Genomic DNA, 17,452 nt, shown 5'->3' with positions numbered 1-17,452 from the left:
TTTATAGCAAGGTCTGTTTGTGTTTAAGAAGCAAGTTCTGATAAAAACGTATTAAAATGTCTAAATTGACGATTTACCTCTACAGTTACTACTCGTTTTACCTCTGCCATGTTTTTAATGGTTTCTTGTGGGTGAGCAGATAAATACGTCATGTTTTTTTGAATTTGACTTGGGTGTAATCCTTTGTCTTTCAATAATTCATTTTCTAAATAACGAATTCCTTCACAAAAACTTTTAATAAACTTTTCAATCGCATAATCAGACTTACCTTTAAAATACATATCAATCAAAATTTGAACCTTCTCTTCTAAAAGAGCTTGTACTTCTTTGTCCTTTAGCATGTTTTGACACCATTGAATATGTTTCATTTAAACCTCTCCTTTTAAAAGCAGTTTGCTTTACCTTAATTATATGAAACCTTATATTCTATGCACTTATATAACTCAACACAAAACAGATGTTTTCTTTATTTAAATTATAGCCATAAAAAAATATTTTTTATCATTTTTTTATACTAAAAAGGTTTAATCTTTGAGAAAAACGGATAAAGACATATATGAATAATTTTAATATGAATATTTATAGATGAATATTCATATTTTGAATAAAAAGAAATATTCATAATATTATTCTTTATAGGTGAAGTTTGTACAAACCTTACAAAACCCTGCACAAATATTGAGCAAAGGAATGAGAATTGCAAATGATTAAAGTCTCTTTATAAAGAATATGTAAAAATTGCATAAAAATTTGTATAAAATTATTAAAAAACTCTTTTTATCTCAAAACATGTTTGATATACTTATTTTGAGACAGAATAAAATTTACCAATTATGGGAAAGTAAAAAATATCACTTTCACCGACACAAAAATCTGTTACAATATCGAATGATATGATACCTACCTTTTGTAACATATTAGTTTTACCGCAGGAAGAAATCAAGAATAAAGCAATTTTGTGAAGAGAATGACCCCCTCATTCTTTAAAAGGACACAAAAAAGAAAGGCTTGTCTGCCAACAAACCTTTCTCTGCTTATAACCTGTCTGCCAATAGGTTATTTATACTTGTATTACATTTCAAAAATGTCTTCAAGATTGTCAAATTTAAATGTTGCTTTCTTGATTTCTTCCAGTAAACTTTCCGCTAATGTATCCTTATCAGCTTGTTCGATAATGGATAGCAATGTAGAAACCGCTACAACGCCCTCTTCTATTTCTTCTCCCTGATAGAACACACAATTAATTTCCTTCTCAAATTCTTGCTCTGGTCGAACCTTTTTCATTTTCGGTGCATTTGCCCCTTTTGAATACTCCATTAAATCGTAAGGAACTTCATTTTCCACAAAAAAGGCTTCCAGTTTGTCCAAATCTGTTCTTGGCAAATCTGTATGGATTTCTCTCGTATCCATATTTGCAGGAGACGTAAAGACATTACCGTACTTTTTCACTTCGCTCAATACTTCGTTTGATTCAAAAGAAATTGGATAATAGATAGTTACTGTTGACATGGTTGTTTTCCCCCTAAAGTGTGTAATAGAGCTTCTCTCTTGTTTGTTATGTACTATTCTCTTAGCTCTATAAGTTTGATAGAATGTTATCCTTATAAAGTAATAACTCCATATCCTTATTATAGATAAGCCATAGATTAAAGTCAATAACTTTTTACAACTTTTTACGAACACTCATTCCCTCAATATCAGGAATTGCTTCCTTTTTTTGTAAAAAGATAGTTTTTAACAAACAAAAAAATAAACTCTATTTTCTTTTTCAATTTTAAATCCTGTTTTTCTTGAAGTTCTAATTCTTTGGTGATTTGTGAATATTTCACTCCTACTTTCAGACTATAATCATTTTCATTTTTTATCATATTCTTTAGCAACCTCAATAATGCCAAGGGTTAGTCTAAATTGCCCACTACCTCCAACTTCCTTATTTACTTTCCTCAAAATAGGACTTTTGAATCTGTTAATTTTCATTTATTCACCAAATTTCCCCTTTTTATTTCCTTTTTCTCCCTTTTTCACGCTCTAATTTTCTTTGACTATAGTCTATTGATTTAATTTGTTGTTTATAGTACAATATTGACAATAGTCTATAAGAGGAGAGATGTGTGTTGAAAGATTTTTGGGAAAAAGTTAAAGGGTGGTATGAAAAAAGAAAAAAAGTATTGCCTTTTATTTTGATATTGTTATTAGTTTCAGGTGTAACCTATTACGTACAGAAACCAGAAAAACCAAAGGATATTTCTTATAAAGAATTTACCCAAATGGTTGAAAAAGATAAAGTCAAGGAAGTTACAATCAATCTCAAATCTCCTACTTTTACTTTTGAAGGAAAAGACAAGGAAACCTATAAAACAGACAATCCAAAAGATGAAGAATTTAAGAAATATCTTTTGGAAAATGAAGTAAAGGTAGAAGAAGTTAGTACAGATAAACCAAATGTTTTATTGGATATGTTCCTTTTTGTATTCAGAATCATTATATTAGTAATAGTTTTTAAAATCATTATGGATATGATGTCCAACAGTAAAGGTGTTGGACATGAAGAAACAAAAGAAACCGTACCGAAAGTAAAGTTCAATGAAATTGCTGGTAATGAGGAAGCGAAAGAAGAGATGCAGTTTTTGGTAGAGTTCTTGAAGAATCCGAAAAAGTATTCGGATATGGGAGCGAAACTTCCTAAAGGTGTCGTTTTTTACGGACCACCTGGAACTGGTAAAACTCTAACTGCGAAAGCCATTGCTGGTGAAGCTGGTGTTCCCTTCTTCTCTATTAGTGGTTCTGACTTTGTAGAAATGTATGTAGGTCTTGGAGCAAAACGTGTAAGAGACCTGTTTAAGAAGGCACGTAAAAAAGCTCCTTGTATTATCTTTATTGATGAAATTGATGCAGTTGGTACAAAACGAGGAAATGATAGTAACTCTGAAAAAGACCAAACCATTAACGCCCTGTTAAACGAATTAGACGGTTTTAATGGAAGTGAAGGAGTTATCGTCATTACAGCAACTAACCGCATTGAAGACTTAGATAATGCCCTTATTCGCCCTGGTCGTTTTGATAAGCATATTGCTATTAATCTACCTGACCAACGTGATAGAGCCGAAATCTTAAAGGTTCATGCACGTAGCAAAAAGATTGCTGAAGATGTAGACTTCAATGAATTAGCCAAATTAACCATTGGCTTTGCAGGGGCAGGATTGGAAGCCCTAATCAATGAAGCAACCATTTTAGCTGTTACACGTAATCATACAGAAGTAACAAAAGAAGATGTTGACGATGCGTACTTTAAAATGGTCATGAAAGGTCATAAAAAGAAAAACCAAGAAGACCGTAAAGATGATGAATTAGAGTTAGTGGCTTGGCATGAAGCAGGACACGCCTTAGTTGCGAAATTACTCGCTCATAATGAAGTGCCAAAAGTGACGATTATTTCTTCTACAAGCGGTGCTGGTGGCGTGACCTTCATTACACCAAAGAAAATGGGTCTGTATTCTAAACAAGAAATTAAAAACAATATCAAGACGCTATATGCTGGTCGTATTGCTGAATATCTTCTACTTGGAGATGAAGAGAAAATTACTACTGGTGCTTCTAATGATATTGAACGTGCTACTGAACAAATCAAAGGGATGATTGACTACTATGGCATGAGTGAAACATTCGGAATGATTCAAGTTTCTGCTCTTGGAGGTCAAAAAGAGATTCTAAAAGAAGCCTCTTCTATATCAAAAACGCTATATGAAGAAACACTTGAATTTATGAAAAAACACCATTCTCTATTAGGGAAAATTGCTGTTGCCTTGCTTGAAAAAGAAACCCTATCAGAAGAAGAGTTAGATACGATTATTGCACAGTATCAAGAAGATTCCATGAGCTAATCATGGAATTTTCTTCTTTAAACAACACTATGATGATAAATATTTTATAGAAAAAGGAAGGGAATGAAAGGTGAATCCATTGTTATCGTATTTAATTGATATTAAATTTGCTCTACTTCAGCAGAAAGACAGTATCTTTATCTTTTTTCTGATTGTATTAGCCTCTTGGTTTATTCAGAGATTTATTGTTAAAACCATTTTTAAAAGAATGGCAACACTTTATACCAATCGTCAAATGGAGTTTAAAAAAGAAATTTGTGAAAACATAGCAAAACCAACACAGAATTTGGTTTTTGCTACGGGTTTCTTAATCGCTTGTGGTTATGCGTTAAATGTATCCATGTTTACCTATGAACCGTTATTTAAGATATTTAAAACTCTATTAATCTTCTTCTTTTTCCAAGGACTTTATTATGTGACAAATTACTTTGGACAACATCCAGATGCCTTCAAAACGAAGTTTAATCTACAAACAGGAAGTGTTCTCCTTCCATTCTTTGCACGTATTGTCAAAGTTTTTATCTTCGTATTTGGCTTTGTTATGATAACTTATGAATGGGGTTATGACATCAATGGATTTGTTGCTGGTCTTGGAATAGGAGGGTTGGCTCTCGCATTGGGAGCAAAGGATGCTCTCTCTCATATCTTTGCTGGTCTTTCAATGGCAATAGATAAACCTTTTGCCATTGGTGATTTAATTTCCACCGATAACAATTTAGAGGGTGTTGTGGAAGATATGAATTTTAGAAGCACCCGAATCCGAACATTAGACAAAGCTCTGGTTTCTGTCCCAAATGCGGTGATTGCCAATCAGTATATTTATAACTGGACAAGAAGACAAAACAGACGTGTTCGATTCGTGGTAGGCGTAACACATAAGACAACAGAGGAACAATTGAAGAAAATTACGGAGAGAATCAACGAGGTTGCCAAACAGCATGATGGTGTTTGTGATGACACTGTAACCGTTGCTTTTGATAACATTACTGCTAATAGCTTAGATGTTTTAGTTCTATATGAAACAACTACTTCTGAATTTGCGGAATTCATGAGAATTAAAGAAGAAATTAACTATGAAATTAGAAAAATTTTAGAAGAGGAAAATGTGTTAATTGCCTTCCCTTCTACCAGTATTTATTTTAAAAATAATTTATCGGTCAAACAAGAAAAAGAGAATGATTCACAAGAGTCATAAAAGAAGTAACTATACAGTTACTTCTTTTTTTCTTATGACAAAAGTCCGATATTATTAAATAGCAATGTATTATCAAAAACTTATTTTTTCCTCATTTTCCCTCTGCAACCATTGTAAAAACTGGATTTTTAACCTATTTAACTCAAAAATACTCAAAAAAATGAGTATAGGCATTTAGTTCCATTCGTTATATACTTTGTAATGTACTTACGAAAGACATTTGAAATGTACTTACGAAAGACTTTAAAACATCTTAGGGGGAAACATAGAATGAAATCATTATTTTTTTCAACAGAGGAACTAAATAAAGTTTTGGCAGAACTTTATGACACAAATACTGTGAAAGTTGGTTTTTGTGAAGATATGGGTATTGATGTAGTAGAATGGTACAACGACACATTGGCAGATGTGCAAGACGTAACATTCTTTGAAGACTTAATGGAATTATTAGGCGAACGCTATAATACAACAATTGAAAGCTATGATGTAGTAGAATTAGCCGAATTAGGCATTGGTTATCTGTTTAAATTAGCTTAATGAATGAAAATGAGCATTCTTAGAGATGATACTGGCAGGTAAACATCCCTAATAATAACAATAATATTGCAGTTAGTAAGAGCTTTAATGATATTCCTTACTTTCTGCAATTACTTCTTTTGAAGAAATAGGTAGTTGAATCGTAAAACGTGTCCAATCTTCGTCACTTGTTACCCTTATTTTCCCTTTATAACCTTCAATGATTTTTTTAGAACTGGATAATCCTAATCCATTCCCACCTCTGTCTTTTCTTGTAGTAAAACCATGAGAAAAAATCCTGTTTATATTATCAGTAGGAATAGGCTTTCCATTATTATAAATGGTAATGGTCATTAACCCTGATTGATAACGACCAGTAATCACAACTGTTCGATTCCCCTCTTCATTATCCATTACCGAATGAAAAGCATTGTCTAATATATTCCCTATAATCCGAACCAAATTGGTAACTTTCATCATATCTAATTGAAGAGATTCAAATTTTTCAAAATGATGTTGAAACGTAATTTGTTTTTCAATAGATTCTGCAATTTTAGCCTGTATCAACCCACTTAACGCTGGAATATTGATATTTACAATATCGTTCGTTTCTGTTTTCAACTCTAATAGATTATCAACATAGTCTTGTAATTCATCATACATATTCATATGAGCTAAACCTGAAATCGTAAACAAATGATGGGTAGAATCATGTTTATTCTCTCTTACCGTTCGATAAAGCGTATCAATTTGCTTAGAATAAACTTCTTGAATATTAAAAATGGTTCGCTCTTTTCTGTTTATACTCATGACTAAGTAATAAATTAAGACATATCCTAAAATCAAACAAATCAGACCTGTGAAAAAGATGTTTAAAATCTTTTTATTTAAGCTATCAAGTATTACTTTGTAGTCAGATGTCACAATTATTACCATATCATCCTTCAAATTATCAACATCTCTTCCTTTAAAGGATACTGGAATGTAGTGTCTTAACACCTTTTTATTATTGATGACCAATACTTTCCTAATTGGTTGATACTCCTCGATAGCCTTAACTGTATTTGCTTTGTCTTTATTATCTTTATAGTTATACGAACCATATACAAGCATACGGTCAGATAACCAAACTACATTCGTATCCCCATGCGTTTTTTCGCCCTCTTTGAAAACTCTACTGTTGAGAACGGAAACTTCCAATAAATAGGGATTATCTCTTAGATTTTTCTGAATGGTTCTTTCAACACCAGCAGATTTTTGAAATCCTTTAATCAATTCATCATCTACAAAGGGATTAATCATATAGTTGGTTGTTCCATCATAGTAATATCCCCATTTACTGATTAACTCAGGATTAGCGGAACTCGTGTCGATAGGTCCCGACCAGAAATTTGGCAATTTTTCCCCAAAGCCAGGTATATCTTTCACATTTTTTTCTTCCATTAGTTGAGTGAACATCATATACCATTCATTCCATGTATTTGTTGATAGACCTATTTCTTTAGGGCTACTCGACTTTTCCACTATAATATCATTGTCTTTTTTGACAAATAGTGAAATTCCTTCTAAATCTAATTCTTGTGCTAAATCAACCAATTGTTCATTTTTCACTTGGTTAATATCTGGTGGAAGAGAATTTTTTATTGCAATAGAAGATTTCTGTAATCCTCTTGCTAACAAGTAATTGAAATAGGTTTCTGCTTGATTCGTAGATTCGACAGAACTTTTAACATTATTGATAACAAGTGTTACCCTTTCTTCTTGATGATTAATCAATGTATTTTTCGTTGATACATAAAAAACAGAATTTACAACTATCAGAATCATTAGACTGACCACAATAAATGATATCTTGATTTTATTCATGTTTTATTTACCCAATTTCTATTTATATATTTTATTAAAATAACCCCATTACTTTTGCTCGTTTGGCTAACTCAACTGTAGTTAATTTTTTAAATCTCCACTTCCAACCTAAACATCTCTTAGCGATAGTTTGTTGGTGATTTCTTACTGATTGAACTTCTAATGTGAGAATGTCGGCTACCTGTTCTACACAATAACCCCTATAAAAGAGTTCCAATATTTTCAAATGTTGTGAAGTTAATTTATTCATCGTTGCTTTTAAACTTTCCTGATAATCTTTTAAAATAAAGTCAATGACTGTTCCTTCTATTGTATGGATTTCATTATAGGCATCACGAACGACTTGAGGTATTTTTTCATGGTTAGATTTAATTATATAATTACAAGCAACGCCAAGACCTATGGTGCTTCTAACAGTATCTTCATTTAACAAAGCACTTAACATAATGATTTTGATATTAGGCATAGAAATAGATAATTGAATAGCAATATCAATCCCATATTGGTCTTCTTTATTGGTTAAATTTATATCTAATAGCAGAACATCTGGATTTAATTCAGTGGCTAAATCAATCGCTTCCTCTTTCTTATCAGCATGTCCTACAACTTCTATATCCGTTTCTTTTTCAAGCATTTCCTTATGAAGTTTTAAAGTCATTGCATCATCTTCAACTATCATCACACGTATCTTTTTTGACATTTATTCCTTACACTCCTTAATTTCACCGTTAGCTCATTATTTTGACGGATACGATGTTCTTACATATTATCGACTACTAAAGTATTTATTTTAATACGTTTAAGGGTAAAAAAAAATAGGTAAATTTATGATTATTTATTCTGACATTTTCGCAACTTTTCATTTGTTCTATGAAATCCCTTTTATCTGCATATAATGTAAGAATCATATGACAATCAGGTTGTTTTTTAAACAATATTTGGAAGGTTTTTATATAAAAAGGAGAGATAAATATGTTAGATTTATTTGCAATGGAGTTTATCGTAAAAGACGCTGTATTGGTTTCTGATAAGAGCAATCAATATCACAAAGTAGAAATCAAAGAATCAACAGGAGTTTATCCTTATCAGGTATCTGTCGTAAGTGGTTCTGGTCAACAGATTCATGGCAGACAGTCCTACTCTTTCAATAAATTAGAAGAAGCAGAAGAGCGTTTTAATACCTTCCTTTCTTCTTATTGTGAAGACGGCTTCTCTGAAAAAATGGTTTCATAATAAAGAAGTCCCTTTTTAGGGGCTTTTTTTATTTTAAAATAAAGGTATATGGTTCATACTATAGAAAAACAGAGAAAGGAGAATGATACATTGTTACAGTTTCATAATTCTCTCTTTAATCCAGAATCCGTAGAACAGCGTGTGTTTTTAAATTTTGTATCCTTACAATCAAATGCTAATAAGTTTTATATTATTGAATTTCAAGAAGGGTCAGGAACTCAACCTTTCTGTATTTATACAGAATATGGTCGTATGGGAAGAACTCCACGTCAGGAATCTCGATATTTCTCTTCCAGAGAGACAGCCAATCAATTCTTCCACTCCCTTTTATCGTCTAAAAAAGCAAAGGGCTATGAATTGGTCGCTATTGAGGAAGACTTTGATGATTTATTTACACCACGCATTAATCAAATACACAATCGTTCTCTCCGAATAGAGCCTAATTCCTTATCATTACATACTCAGCTTGGTGAACTATCTGAAATCCAACTTCATAGAGGTCTGCAAATATTAGAAGAAATTGAAGAACGATTAATGAAAGATTCCTCTGACCTTCTATATTTGTCAAACAAATTTTACTCTCTTATCCCAATCGTGTTTGGTAACAAAATCAATATGAATGATTCTGTTTTGGATACACACGAAAAACTGTATCAACGAAAAGAATGGCTATTAAATAATTTAAATGCTTTAGATAATATTTCTGGTTAGTACATACATATTTGAAATCTCTCCCTTTTATTGGGGAGTTTTTTTATTGCCTTTTTCTTTTGCATATAATCTATAAAGCTGATAAATCAGGCGGTTTTTTCTTTAAAAACTATTTTTTTTGGTCAATACTTTATTTAACTAAAGGAGAGATTTTATATGGCAAAGGCAATTTCTATTAGTGCAGTAAGCAGTCCTTCTTTCTTGATTACAAATGTGGAACAACGAGCAGTTTTGAACTACGCCTCATTGGGTGAAAACTCAAATAAGTTTTATATTATTGAATTTCAAGAAGGAACAGGTGCATATCCTTTCCGTATTTACACAGAGTATGGTCGTATGGGAAAAGCACCACGACAAGAAGGTAGATATTTTAGTAGTCGTTGGAGTGCAAGAGAGGAATTTGAAAAAATCATTTCTTCTAAACGTGGGAAAGGCTATGAACATATTGAGGTGGATGATGGATTTAGCTTTGCTCCTTCTGTGACCAAAGTTCAGACCAAAACACGTAAAACTGACTTATCAAAAGTCAATGATAAAGTGTTGAAGTTGATTGGAAAACTCTATCAAGAAGCAACAAGCTATCTAATTTCTTCTATTGATACGCCACTTGGGAAACTATCTGCCACACAAGTAGCAAGAGGACTTCATGTGTTAAATGAGATTGAAGAAAAATTAAACAAAGGCTATAGAGATTTTGACTATTTATCGAATCAGTTCTATTCTATCATTCCTGTATCGTTTGGAAACAAAGTCGATTATCGAAAGTTTTTGATTGACGACTATTTTAAACTAAACGAAAAGAAAGACTTATTGGGCGTTATGAGTTCCGTTGTACAAGCCCAAGATACACTTGAAAAGACTTTGGAAGATAAGTACAAGTCTTTGAATATCCAGTTAAAAGCACTTTCTTCCAGAACGAAGGAATACAAAAGATTGGTTGATTATGTCACAAAATCTCAAAGTCGCAGTCATCATTTCAATATTGATGTTCAAGAAATTTATCAAGTGGAAGATATGGTAGGTCACAAAAACTTTAATCCCTACAAAGTCAGTACAATGGAACTCTTTCATGGTTCAAGAAATGAGAACTATTTAAGTATTTTCCAAAATGGATTAAAGATTAAACCTCAATCAGCACAGCACACTGGAAGCATGTTTGGTGCTGGTGTTTATTTTGCAGACCAGTCCAGTAAATCGGCTAATTATTGTTGGGGGTTTGGTAATGGTGCAAGCCATGATAGTTACTTCCTATTAGTATGTGATGTTGCTACTGGTAAAGTGAAGGAATATGCAGACGCACAAGGTCATCTTACTTCCGCTCCTTATGGCTATAACAGTGTTCTTGGAAAGAAAGGTCGTTCGCTTCTTCATAATGAGTACATTGTCTATAAAGAGAGCCAAGTTAAGATTAAATACATTGTGGAATTTAAAAAGGCTTAAACTATAAAAAAGGGAGAGATTCAGATGAAAAACGTGAAAAAACAAATGAAATGTATCGACAATTCTACGTATGAAGATTGCCTTACGGTTGGAAAGATATATGAAGTAGAACTTGAGCCAGTTGGCAAAGAGGATACCATGTATCACCTTATTGACGATAATGGGGATGCTTTACAAACCATGATTCACCGTTTTGTCGAAGTAACTGAATAAAAAGAAAGGCACAGGACAATAAAATCCTGTGCTTTTTCTTATGGATTATGATTTTCCATAAACTGATAAGTATTACTCTAAACCAAATTCAAATACATAGTTAGAAGTTAATATTTTCCCCATAGGGACAGCAGTACCAGCCTTTAAGGTTGGTCGGACTTCTACTTGAGATTTTGTTCGTAATACGCCAAGTTTTTTGACGTTATCAGGAGACGTACTCCATAGACCGTTGTTCTCGACACCTCTTAGCCAGTTACTTCCTTCTAATGCAGATACACCAAGAGCCACATTCGCTTCTGTTTGAACTTTGGTTAAGTTGTTCCATTGCTCTTCAGAATACGTTGTTGGAGCAGTTAAACTTGGCTTCCAAGTGGACTCATCTGCTACACCAATTGAAGATAATTTCATATAGATAGGGGCATTGGTATCGCTTGTTACAGCCATGTTTTGTGCTGTGAATTGACGGTTATTTGGATTGTATAAGAATGAGCTTGTAGCTGGTAAAGCAACATTTAACGTAGTTGCTTCAAACGTGCCAACAACTTTAGTTGTATGTTGATTAACATTTACAACAGTAAGCAACGTAATTTTTGCACTACCGTTTCCTAATTGACCTACTTGTGTACCGCCTGTTGGGGAAGGCATAGTGGAGTTACCAGCAATGGTTTGGGCGTTGGCTAATTTCCCTATAAAAGAAGAACCTCCGCCTCCCCCTTGTGTATCTGCTCCAACGGTAGTTGATGAAGTTGTACCACCACCGTAGTAACCGCCACCGCCTCCTCCACCGTCACCATTTCCAGTAGATGCACCTGCTCCTAATGTGCCATTCGTTCCAGCGGAAATTTGTGTGCCAGGATAATAATTATTTGTACCAATTATACCTCCTCCGTCACCGTATTGGTCTCCAGGGTCTTCACCAGCTCCTCCACCACCCCCTGCTACAATTAAACGACTTTGCAGGGAAGATGTGTTTAGTGGAGCATTATTAGGAACAGTACGAATGTCTGTCGCACCTCCACCACCGTTACCTGGTTCTCCTGCCTGAGATGCATAACCAGAACCGCCTCCGTTATATCCACCAGAAGCCACACCAGAATTTGAGCTTGAACCAGCACCACCCACATAAACATAGATGGTCTGTCCTGCTTGTAAAGTGATTTCTCCTGTTGCGTAACCACCTTTACCTCCTGTACCAGAGGCTGTGTTTCCACTTAGGCGAACACCTCCACCCTCTGCTCCCCAAGTTTCCAGCTTATATGTGCCAGTATAAGGAGCAGTAAAGGCTTTGTATCCTCCTGTATAATTAAATGACCATACTTGGTTTTCAATTGCATGAGCTTTATCTATATTTAAACCCAAAAAAGGTGTTGATAGAACAACTGCACTTAACATTACTTTTGTAAATTTCTTAGACTTCATATATATAGGTTCCTCCTTTTACATTTCTTCTTGTTTGCCTTTGATTCTTTCGTGTTTGCCACTATCCATATAATAGTATTATACTTTCCAAGATATTATTTTAGAATATTAATTCTGTTTGATATTGTTTGATTTAAAACTCGATTTAAAAGGCAAAAAAAAGCATAGGGTAAATTCCTATGCCTTTCTTTCCTTTTATACGACCAACGGTGCAGATACCAGAAGCAGGAAAAAGACCATGCACATTCCATTGAACCAACGTGGTTTCTTTTCAAACCAGACCAATCCAAAAATGGTAAATGCAATAAAAATTGGATACAATACCACAATAGAGACACCATTAAATCCTTTCCCTGTTTGTTGAGCGAATAGCAAAAAAGGAATGTATAGATAAATGAGTATCAAAGGAAGAGTAATGTTTGAGGTTTTGTTCATTCGGTTTGTCCTTTCGCCAACATGATAGATTCATTGATTCTTAATAACAAATCTCCATCAAGGTCTTTCTTATTAAAGGTATATTTTTCTCCATTTTTTAAATAGAGATTATACTGATAGGTTTTATCATCATTTATGCTTTCATGTTTTTTAATCTCATAAGTTTCAATTTCTTCAAACGAATAATAAATGGTTTTGCTAAATTCTTTTTCATAAAGACCTTTTTCTGTTAGACATGAACCACTATTAAAAACAAAAAAGCCTAAAGTGCCAAACACGACTATCAAAGATAGCCAATGTATTATTTTGCTATGTCCAAATTTGATAAATACCATTATCATCACAAATAATGAAGTATGATAACTCATTAATCCCAATAACCCGACTTGTTCTGAAGCTACAATTTTCTCTTGTATCCCCCAATAACTATACTTATCTGAACTTAATCCAATAACCATTCCCATTGTCATGAGAATAAATGAAAAAATCAAAGGTATTTTAATATCGACTTCTGGTTTTGTGTGCTTTATCTTGTTTTTTTCCATGTTGTCTTTCCCTTTCGTTTCCACTATCTATTAACTTTATAGTACCATTTACTTATGACTATAGTCAATGAGTTATTTTTTATTGCTTTCATTTCTTATTTTTATGACTTTTTAAACAAAAAAAAGAGAGAGTTACCTCTCTCTTTATAGCTTGAAAATCGAAGCTGATTCTTCTAATTTTTTGGATAGTTCATCGATGGTTTCAATCATACCACCTAATTGTTGAACCATAGCTGATTGTTCTTCGCTCGTTGCACTTACTTCCTCAACTGAAGCCGAAACCTCTTCACCAGATGCCGAAACATTTTGGATGAAAGCAATGACTTCATCTTTACGGACATTCATATCCTTTAGTTTATTTGTTACATCCTGAACCAAGTTGGTCATTTCGGAAACCTGACCAATCACTAATTCAAACAAGTCTTTTGTTTCTAAAATATATTGATTTTGTTCTTTTGATACGGTTTGAATAGCTTTTACACTTTCAGAGTTTTCAACTGTGAATCTTTGTGTTTCCTTGATTATCATATCAATTTGACGAACAGAATTGGAAGACTGTTCTGCTAATTTACGAATTTCTTCAGCCACGACAGAAAAACCTCTTCCTGCCTCACCCGCTCGTGCGGCCTCTATGCTGGCGTTTAACGCTAATAGATTTGTTTGTTCTGCAATTCCTTGAATCACTTTCGTAATATTACCAATATTAGAGGAGCTTTCTTCTAATAATTGAGTAGACTTGGATACTTTTCCTACTTCCATTTCATTTTTTTCGTTAATATCCATTAGATTGTTTACTACACTGATTTTTTCTTTGAACACGTTCGTTAATTGGTTCGCCTGTTGCTGTACATGTTCTGCATGTTCATTTGCTTCATTAATTTGAAAACCCAATCCAGTTATTTGATTAGCAACAGCTTCTGTATCTTGTGCCTGTGACTCCATTGCGATTGATATTTCTTGTGTTGTCGCACTCAATTCTTCAATAGATTCTGTAGTATTTTTAGAAGATTGGTCTAATTCAGTAGTGCTTTGACTTAGAATCTTTACAGAACTATTAATATCACCAATGACATACTTCATTTTTTCTGCCATTGTTGTAAAACTTTCTGCTAATGATTTGAATTCATCTTTATACGTTTCATCCATTTTCACATTCAAGTTTCCTTCTGACATTTCTTTCATACGGTTCATTAAACGTGAAAGAGGGACAGTTATCATTCTTGAGAAATACAAACCCAACAAAGTTGAAACAATAATACCAATGACAGCAATCAAAATGGTATTCATCAATATATGTTTAGATGGTGCTTGAATTTCTGAAAAGTTTTTTTCAAATCCTACTACCCAATTTGTTCCAGGGATATTCGCCATCATAACAATGGTTTTCTCATTTCCTGAACCCAATTGTTTCATTTTCACATTCACTTTGTTATCGCTTAATGGAACAGATTTAGCGAAATCATTTAATTCTGGTCTTGTTCCTGGTTTTCCTATCAATGATTTATCAGGGTGTGAAATAAGCATTCCATCAGTATCCCGAATCGTAACGCTTCCTTTTTCCCCTAATTTTATTCCTTCTAAATTACTTGTAAAAAATTCAGCATTAATGGAGTTGGCTAACACACCTTGCACTTGCCCTTTATCGTCTTTAATAGGTGTTCCAATCACGATAACTGGTTTACCGCTTGTTTTAGAGACAACCATTTTACCAATGGTCACTTTCCCTGCCATTGCTCCTTTAAAGTAATCTCTGTCTGCATACGTATTTGTTTGTTTTTCCAGTTCAGAGTCGCTATCCGCAATGTCTTTCCCCTTCTTATCTAAGACAAAAAGGTGTGCATGATTTGTGGTGTTTTCATAACTGTCTTTTAAAAACTTATCTACTGCTGATTCTAAAGAAAGTGCTTCCTTTTCGTTTCCGCTATTATTGAATGATACGAAATCCTTCACACGTTTGTTATTTGCCATAATCGAACCCATCATCAATTCACCATTTTGAAGGGAATCAATTAAATTGGCGGTTCGTTCCGCATTAGTATGTAATTCTTGTTCTGCACTTTCAAGAAGTGCTTTAGAACTTGCGTGATAGGAAATTATTCCTGTTGTGAGAAGGGAAGCTGTTACTAAACCGCTAATAAAAATAGGCAACTTTTTCTTAATCGACATGTCTATCTCCTCTGTTTCTATGAATTCGTTTACACTCTTAGAGTACCATCTTTCAAATACTATAGTCAATAATAATTTAGACCATTTTTATAGGCGATAGTTCTTTACGTTTTTTCTATTTTCCTGTACTATAATTATGGAACTTATAAATTAGATTTTGAATTAGTATGATAAAACAAACATAGAAAACAGGAATTTTACTAAATAGTTAAATAAAAAGGAGAGAAATTGGTATGGCAAAGAAAAACTTCTATGCAATTAAAAAAGGATTTAACACGCAAACAAATGAGGTAGTTGAAAATCTGATTTTAACTTCTTGGGCTGAAGCATCCCCACTTGTTCAAGGGATTAATGACAAAAAACATGGTGTTACTCCTGAATACAAAGGGTTTGTTACAAAAGAGGAAGCTGAAGAGTTCCTTGGAGCAGACGAACCATTCTTACGTAAAAGTGAAGGAACATATCCGCAAGACTGTCTTCACGTCTATGTGGATGGTAGTTACAGTAAAGATATTTTCAATTATTCTTTTGGCTTAGTATGTGTGCAAGATAACAAGGTCATTCACACTGACAGAGGCGTTGGGAAAAACCAGGAAGCCATTTCCATGCAACAAATTGGTGGAGAACTTCTTGGTTCAATGACCGCTATGTTGTTTGCTAAAAAACATGGTTTTAAGAAATTGGTTCTTTTCTTTGACTACAAAGGCGTTGCTTTACACGCTACTGGTTACTGGAAACGTGATAATAAGTTCTCCGAAGACTATTATCAGTGGATGCAAAAGTTCTTTGGTGCAAATCCTGATATCGAAATTATTTTCTGTAAAGTCGATGCTCATACAGGAGATGACTTTAACGAATTGGCTGATGGATATGCGAAATTAGCATTAGGCATTACACCTGATAATAAGTTTTACAAATTTGCAGAGAAATACGGAGTTCCTGCAGAATAATACAAAAAGAGAGGATGTTTTATCCTCTTTTTTTTATTGCTTGTTCATAATTGTGATAGATTTGTTCAGGGATATACTTTTCGCTAAACTCATGGATAGTGGCAATAAATTTAGTTGGCAATTTATTGATGGTTTTTTCGATAATTTCTGCTGGAATTTTTTTATAATAGGCTTCTGCTATACTTCCTGTAATACAAGCAAGTGTATCACTATCTCCTCCAAGAGCAATTGCATTTCTTATCGAATCTTCAAAATCAGTTGAATCTAAAAAACAGATAATGGCTTGTGGAACAGTTAAAGGACATGTTCCTCCCCCTTTATAACTTTTCTTTAGGTCATCATAAGACATGGATAAATCATATCCAAGTTTACTTTCTATAAAATACTTTATTTCTTCTTTTGAAGAGTTTTGTTTAGCCAAATAAATAGCAAGAGCAACCGCTTGAGCACCCTTTATCCCTTCTGGATGATTGTGTGTAGCAGATGCGGATTTTTCTGCAAAATAAAGGACTTCATCTACACTCTTTGCTATATATCCTATTGGACTAACCCTCATAGCACTTCCATTTCCCATGCTGTTATAAGGTTCTTTTCCATTAAATAACGCCCATAGATAAAATTTAGAACCATACCCCCTCATTTGATTAGAAATACAATATTTCCGATAATACTCCATAAAATTACCGTCATGAAGAATACAATCTGCAGTTGCAATTGTTAATACCGTATCATCTGTATATCTGCTTAAAGGTCTAAATAAGGTAAAATCTTTTCTTTTTGTATTTAATATTTCATAAGTTGAACCTAAAATGTCTCCTGCGATAGCTCCTATCAACTTTCATTCCTCCTTTATCTATTTATGTAAAAGAAAACCACCTATAA

General features: G+C 33.4%; 18 protein-coding genes and 1 pseudogene. 8 read left to right on the top strand and 11 right to left on the bottom strand.

The annotated features are described in order from the left end of the window. Positions 1 to 23 precede the first annotated feature (23 nt). From CVD28_RS01895 to CVD28_RS27730, 3 genes are all read right to left on the bottom strand, one after another. A complete protein-coding gene (locus CVD28_RS01895; protein ID WP_101590626.1) occupies positions 24 to 368 on the bottom strand; it encodes a hypothetical protein in 345 nt (114 codons plus the stop codon). 703 nt (positions 369 to 1,071) lie between these two features. Continuing rightward, on the bottom strand, positions 1,072 to 1,509 hold the full coding sequence (locus CVD28_RS01890) for a hypothetical protein (RefSeq protein ID WP_101590625.1): 438 nt from the start codon (positions 1,507 to 1,509) through the stop codon (positions 1,072 to 1,074). A gap of 188 nt (positions 1,510 to 1,697) precedes the next feature. Beyond that, positions 1,698 to 1,868, bottom strand: coding sequence for a hypothetical protein (locus tag CVD28_RS27730; protein ID WP_180953845.1), 171 nt, complete (start codon positions 1,866 to 1,868; stop codon positions 1,698 to 1,700). Between the two features lie 246 nt (positions 1,869 to 2,114). On the opposite strand from CVD28_RS27730, the gene CVD28_RS01885 reads away from it, so the two are divergent. From CVD28_RS01885 to CVD28_RS01875, 3 genes are all read left to right on the top strand, one after another. Further along, a complete protein-coding gene (locus CVD28_RS01885) occupies positions 2,115 to 3,881 on the top strand; it encodes an ATP-dependent metallopeptidase FtsH/Yme1/Tma family protein (RefSeq protein ID WP_101590623.1) in 1,767 nt (588 codons plus the stop codon). Positions 3,882 to 3,951: 70 nt separating this feature from the next. Beyond that, positions 3,952 to 5,076 carry a mechanosensitive ion channel family protein gene (locus CVD28_RS01880; protein ID WP_101590622.1) on the top strand — a complete coding sequence of 375 codons (1,125 nt, stop codon included), beginning with the start codon at positions 3,952 to 3,954 and terminating at the stop codon, positions 5,074 to 5,076. Between the two features lie 270 nt (positions 5,077 to 5,346). Continuing rightward, on the top strand, positions 5,347 to 5,613 hold the full coding sequence (locus CVD28_RS01875; RefSeq protein ID WP_101590621.1) for a hypothetical protein: 267 nt from the start codon (positions 5,347 to 5,349) through the stop codon (positions 5,611 to 5,613). An 84-nt stretch (positions 5,614 to 5,697) separates the two neighbouring features. Here the strand turns inward: CVD28_RS01875 and CVD28_RS01870 are convergent, their stop codons facing one another. Together CVD28_RS01870 and CVD28_RS01865 are read right to left on the bottom strand one after the other, a co-directional pair. Further along, entirely contained in the window at positions 5,698 to 7,458 is a 1,761-nt protein-coding gene (locus CVD28_RS01870) for a sensor histidine kinase (protein ID WP_101590619.1), read from the bottom strand. A gap of 34 nt (positions 7,459 to 7,492) precedes the next feature. Next, complete coding sequence (locus CVD28_RS01865; protein ID WP_101590617.1) at positions 7,493 to 8,158, bottom strand: response regulator transcription factor; 666 nt, start codon at positions 8,156 to 8,158, stop codon at positions 7,493 to 7,495. Positions 8,159 to 8,430: 272 nt separating this feature from the next. Between CVD28_RS01865 and CVD28_RS01860 the strand changes: the two genes are divergently transcribed. The 4 genes from CVD28_RS01860 (at position 8,431) to CVD28_RS01845 (ending at position 11,055) form a co-directional block, all read left to right on the top strand. Then, positions 8,431 to 8,691, top strand: coding sequence for a hypothetical protein (locus CVD28_RS01860; RefSeq protein WP_101590615.1), 261 nt, complete (start codon positions 8,431 to 8,433; stop codon positions 8,689 to 8,691). Positions 8,692 to 8,781: 90 nt separating this feature from the next. Next, complete coding sequence (locus CVD28_RS01855; protein ID WP_180953843.1) at positions 8,782 to 9,402, top strand: WGR domain-containing protein; 621 nt, start codon at positions 8,782 to 8,784, stop codon at positions 9,400 to 9,402. 156 nt (positions 9,403 to 9,558) lie between these two features. Continuing rightward, positions 9,559 to 10,842 (top strand): WGR domain-containing protein, encoded by a 1,284-nt coding sequence (locus CVD28_RS01850; protein WP_101590611.1) that lies wholly within the window; start codon positions 9,559 to 9,561, stop codon positions 10,840 to 10,842. Positions 10,843 to 10,866: 24 nt separating this feature from the next. After that, the gene (locus tag CVD28_RS01845) at positions 10,867 to 11,055 is read left to right on the top strand and encodes a hypothetical protein (protein WP_101590609.1); all 189 of its coding nucleotides are present in this window, start codon (positions 10,867 to 10,869) and stop codon (positions 11,053 to 11,055) included. A 72-nt stretch (positions 11,056 to 11,127) separates the two neighbouring features. Here the strand turns inward: CVD28_RS01845 and CVD28_RS01840 are convergent, their stop codons facing one another. The 5 genes and pseudogenes from CVD28_RS01840 to CVD28_RS29425 form a co-directional block, all read right to left on the bottom strand. Then, positions 11,128 to 12,474 carry a glycine rich domain-containing protein gene (locus CVD28_RS01840; RefSeq protein ID WP_101590607.1) on the bottom strand — a complete coding sequence of 449 codons (1,347 nt, stop codon included), beginning with the start codon at positions 12,472 to 12,474 and terminating at the stop codon, positions 11,128 to 11,130. A gap of 195 nt (positions 12,475 to 12,669) precedes the next feature. Then, positions 12,670 to 12,909, bottom strand: a complete 240-nt coding sequence (locus CVD28_RS01835) for a hypothetical protein (protein WP_101590606.1) — start codon at positions 12,907 to 12,909, stop codon at positions 12,670 to 12,672. Further along, on the bottom strand, positions 12,906 to 13,454 hold the full coding sequence (locus CVD28_RS01830; protein ID WP_101590603.1) for a hypothetical protein: 549 nt from the start codon (positions 13,452 to 13,454) through the stop codon (positions 12,906 to 12,908). Before CVD28_RS01830 ends, CVD28_RS01835 begins: the two co-directional genes overlap by 4 nt. A 144-nt stretch (positions 13,455 to 13,598) precedes the next feature. Continuing rightward, complete coding sequence (locus CVD28_RS29430; protein WP_441296799.1) at positions 13,599 to 14,396, bottom strand: methyl-accepting chemotaxis protein; 798 nt, start codon at positions 14,394 to 14,396, stop codon at positions 13,599 to 13,601. Positions 14,397 to 14,546: 150 nt separating this feature from the next. Continuing rightward, positions 14,547 to 15,620 (bottom strand): annotated as a pseudogene (locus tag CVD28_RS29425) (HAMP domain-containing protein); the annotation flags it as partial. Between the two features lie 233 nt (positions 15,621 to 15,853). Here CVD28_RS29425 and CVD28_RS01820 point away from each other — a divergent pair. After that, positions 15,854 to 16,570 (top strand): ribonuclease H family protein, encoded by a 717-nt coding sequence (locus CVD28_RS01820; RefSeq protein ID WP_101590600.1) that lies wholly within the window; start codon positions 15,854 to 15,856, stop codon positions 16,568 to 16,570. A gap of 19 nt (positions 16,571 to 16,589) precedes the next feature. Here CVD28_RS01820 and CVD28_RS01815 read toward each other — a convergent pair whose 3' ends face one another. After that, positions 16,590 to 17,405 (bottom strand): ADP-ribosylglycohydrolase family protein, encoded by an 816-nt coding sequence (locus CVD28_RS01815; protein ID WP_101590597.1) that lies wholly within the window; start codon positions 17,403 to 17,405, stop codon positions 16,590 to 16,592. Between the last annotated feature and the right edge of the window lie 47 nt (positions 17,406 to 17,452).

Origin of the sequence: Bacillus sp. M6-12, from assembly GCF_002860285.1 — a bacterium.
Taxonomy (GTDB): domain Bacteria; phylum Bacillota; class Bacilli; order Bacillales; family DSM-1321; genus Peribacillus.
Note: the sequence above shows the minus strand (reverse complement) of the source record. Positions and strands in the feature narration are given on the sequence as shown.

Excerpts from the sequence above, each read along its gene's own strand:
- CVD28_RS01895 (WP_101590626.1), bottom strand. The coding sequence starts at position 368 with ATGAAACATATTCAATGGTGTCAAAACATGCTAAAGGACAAAGAAGTA.
- CVD28_RS01890 (WP_101590625.1), bottom strand. The coding sequence starts at position 1,509 with ATGTCAACAGTAACTATCTATTATCCAATTTCTTTTGAATCAAACGAA.
- CVD28_RS27730 (WP_180953845.1), bottom strand. The coding sequence starts at position 1,868 with ATGATAAAAAATGAAAATGATTATAGTCTGAAAGTAGGAGTGAAATAT.
- CVD28_RS01875 (WP_101590621.1), top strand. The coding sequence starts at position 5,347 with ATGAAATCATTATTTTTTTCAACAGAGGAACTAAATAAAGTTTTGGCA.
- CVD28_RS01870 (WP_101590619.1), bottom strand. The coding sequence starts at position 7,458 with ATGAATAAAATCAAGATATCATTTATTGTGGTCAGTCTAATGATTCTG.
- CVD28_RS01865 (WP_101590617.1), bottom strand. The coding sequence starts at position 8,158 with ATGTCAAAAAAGATACGTGTGATGATAGTTGAAGATGATGCAATGACT.
- CVD28_RS01860 (WP_101590615.1), top strand. The coding sequence starts at position 8,431 with ATGTTAGATTTATTTGCAATGGAGTTTATCGTAAAAGACGCTGTATTG.
- CVD28_RS01850 (WP_101590611.1), top strand. The coding sequence starts at position 9,559 with ATGGCAAAGGCAATTTCTATTAGTGCAGTAAGCAGTCCTTCTTTCTTG.
- CVD28_RS01845 (WP_101590609.1), top strand. The coding sequence starts at position 10,867 with ATGAAAAACGTGAAAAAACAAATGAAATGTATCGACAATTCTACGTAT.
- CVD28_RS01840 (WP_101590607.1), bottom strand. The coding sequence starts at position 12,474 with ATGAAGTCTAAGAAATTTACAAAAGTAATGTTAAGTGCAGTTGTTCTA.
- CVD28_RS01835 (WP_101590606.1), bottom strand. The coding sequence starts at position 12,909 with ATGAACAAAACCTCAAACATTACTCTTCCTTTGATACTCATTTATCTA.
- CVD28_RS01830 (WP_101590603.1), bottom strand. The coding sequence starts at position 13,454 with ATGGAAAAAAACAAGATAAAGCACACAAAACCAGAAGTCGATATTAAA.
- CVD28_RS29430 (WP_441296799.1), bottom strand. The coding sequence starts at position 14,396 with ATGGAGTCACAGGCACAAGATACAGAAGCTGTTGCTAATCAAATAACT.
- CVD28_RS01820 (WP_101590600.1), top strand. The coding sequence starts at position 15,854 with ATGGCAAAGAAAAACTTCTATGCAATTAAAAAAGGATTTAACACGCAA.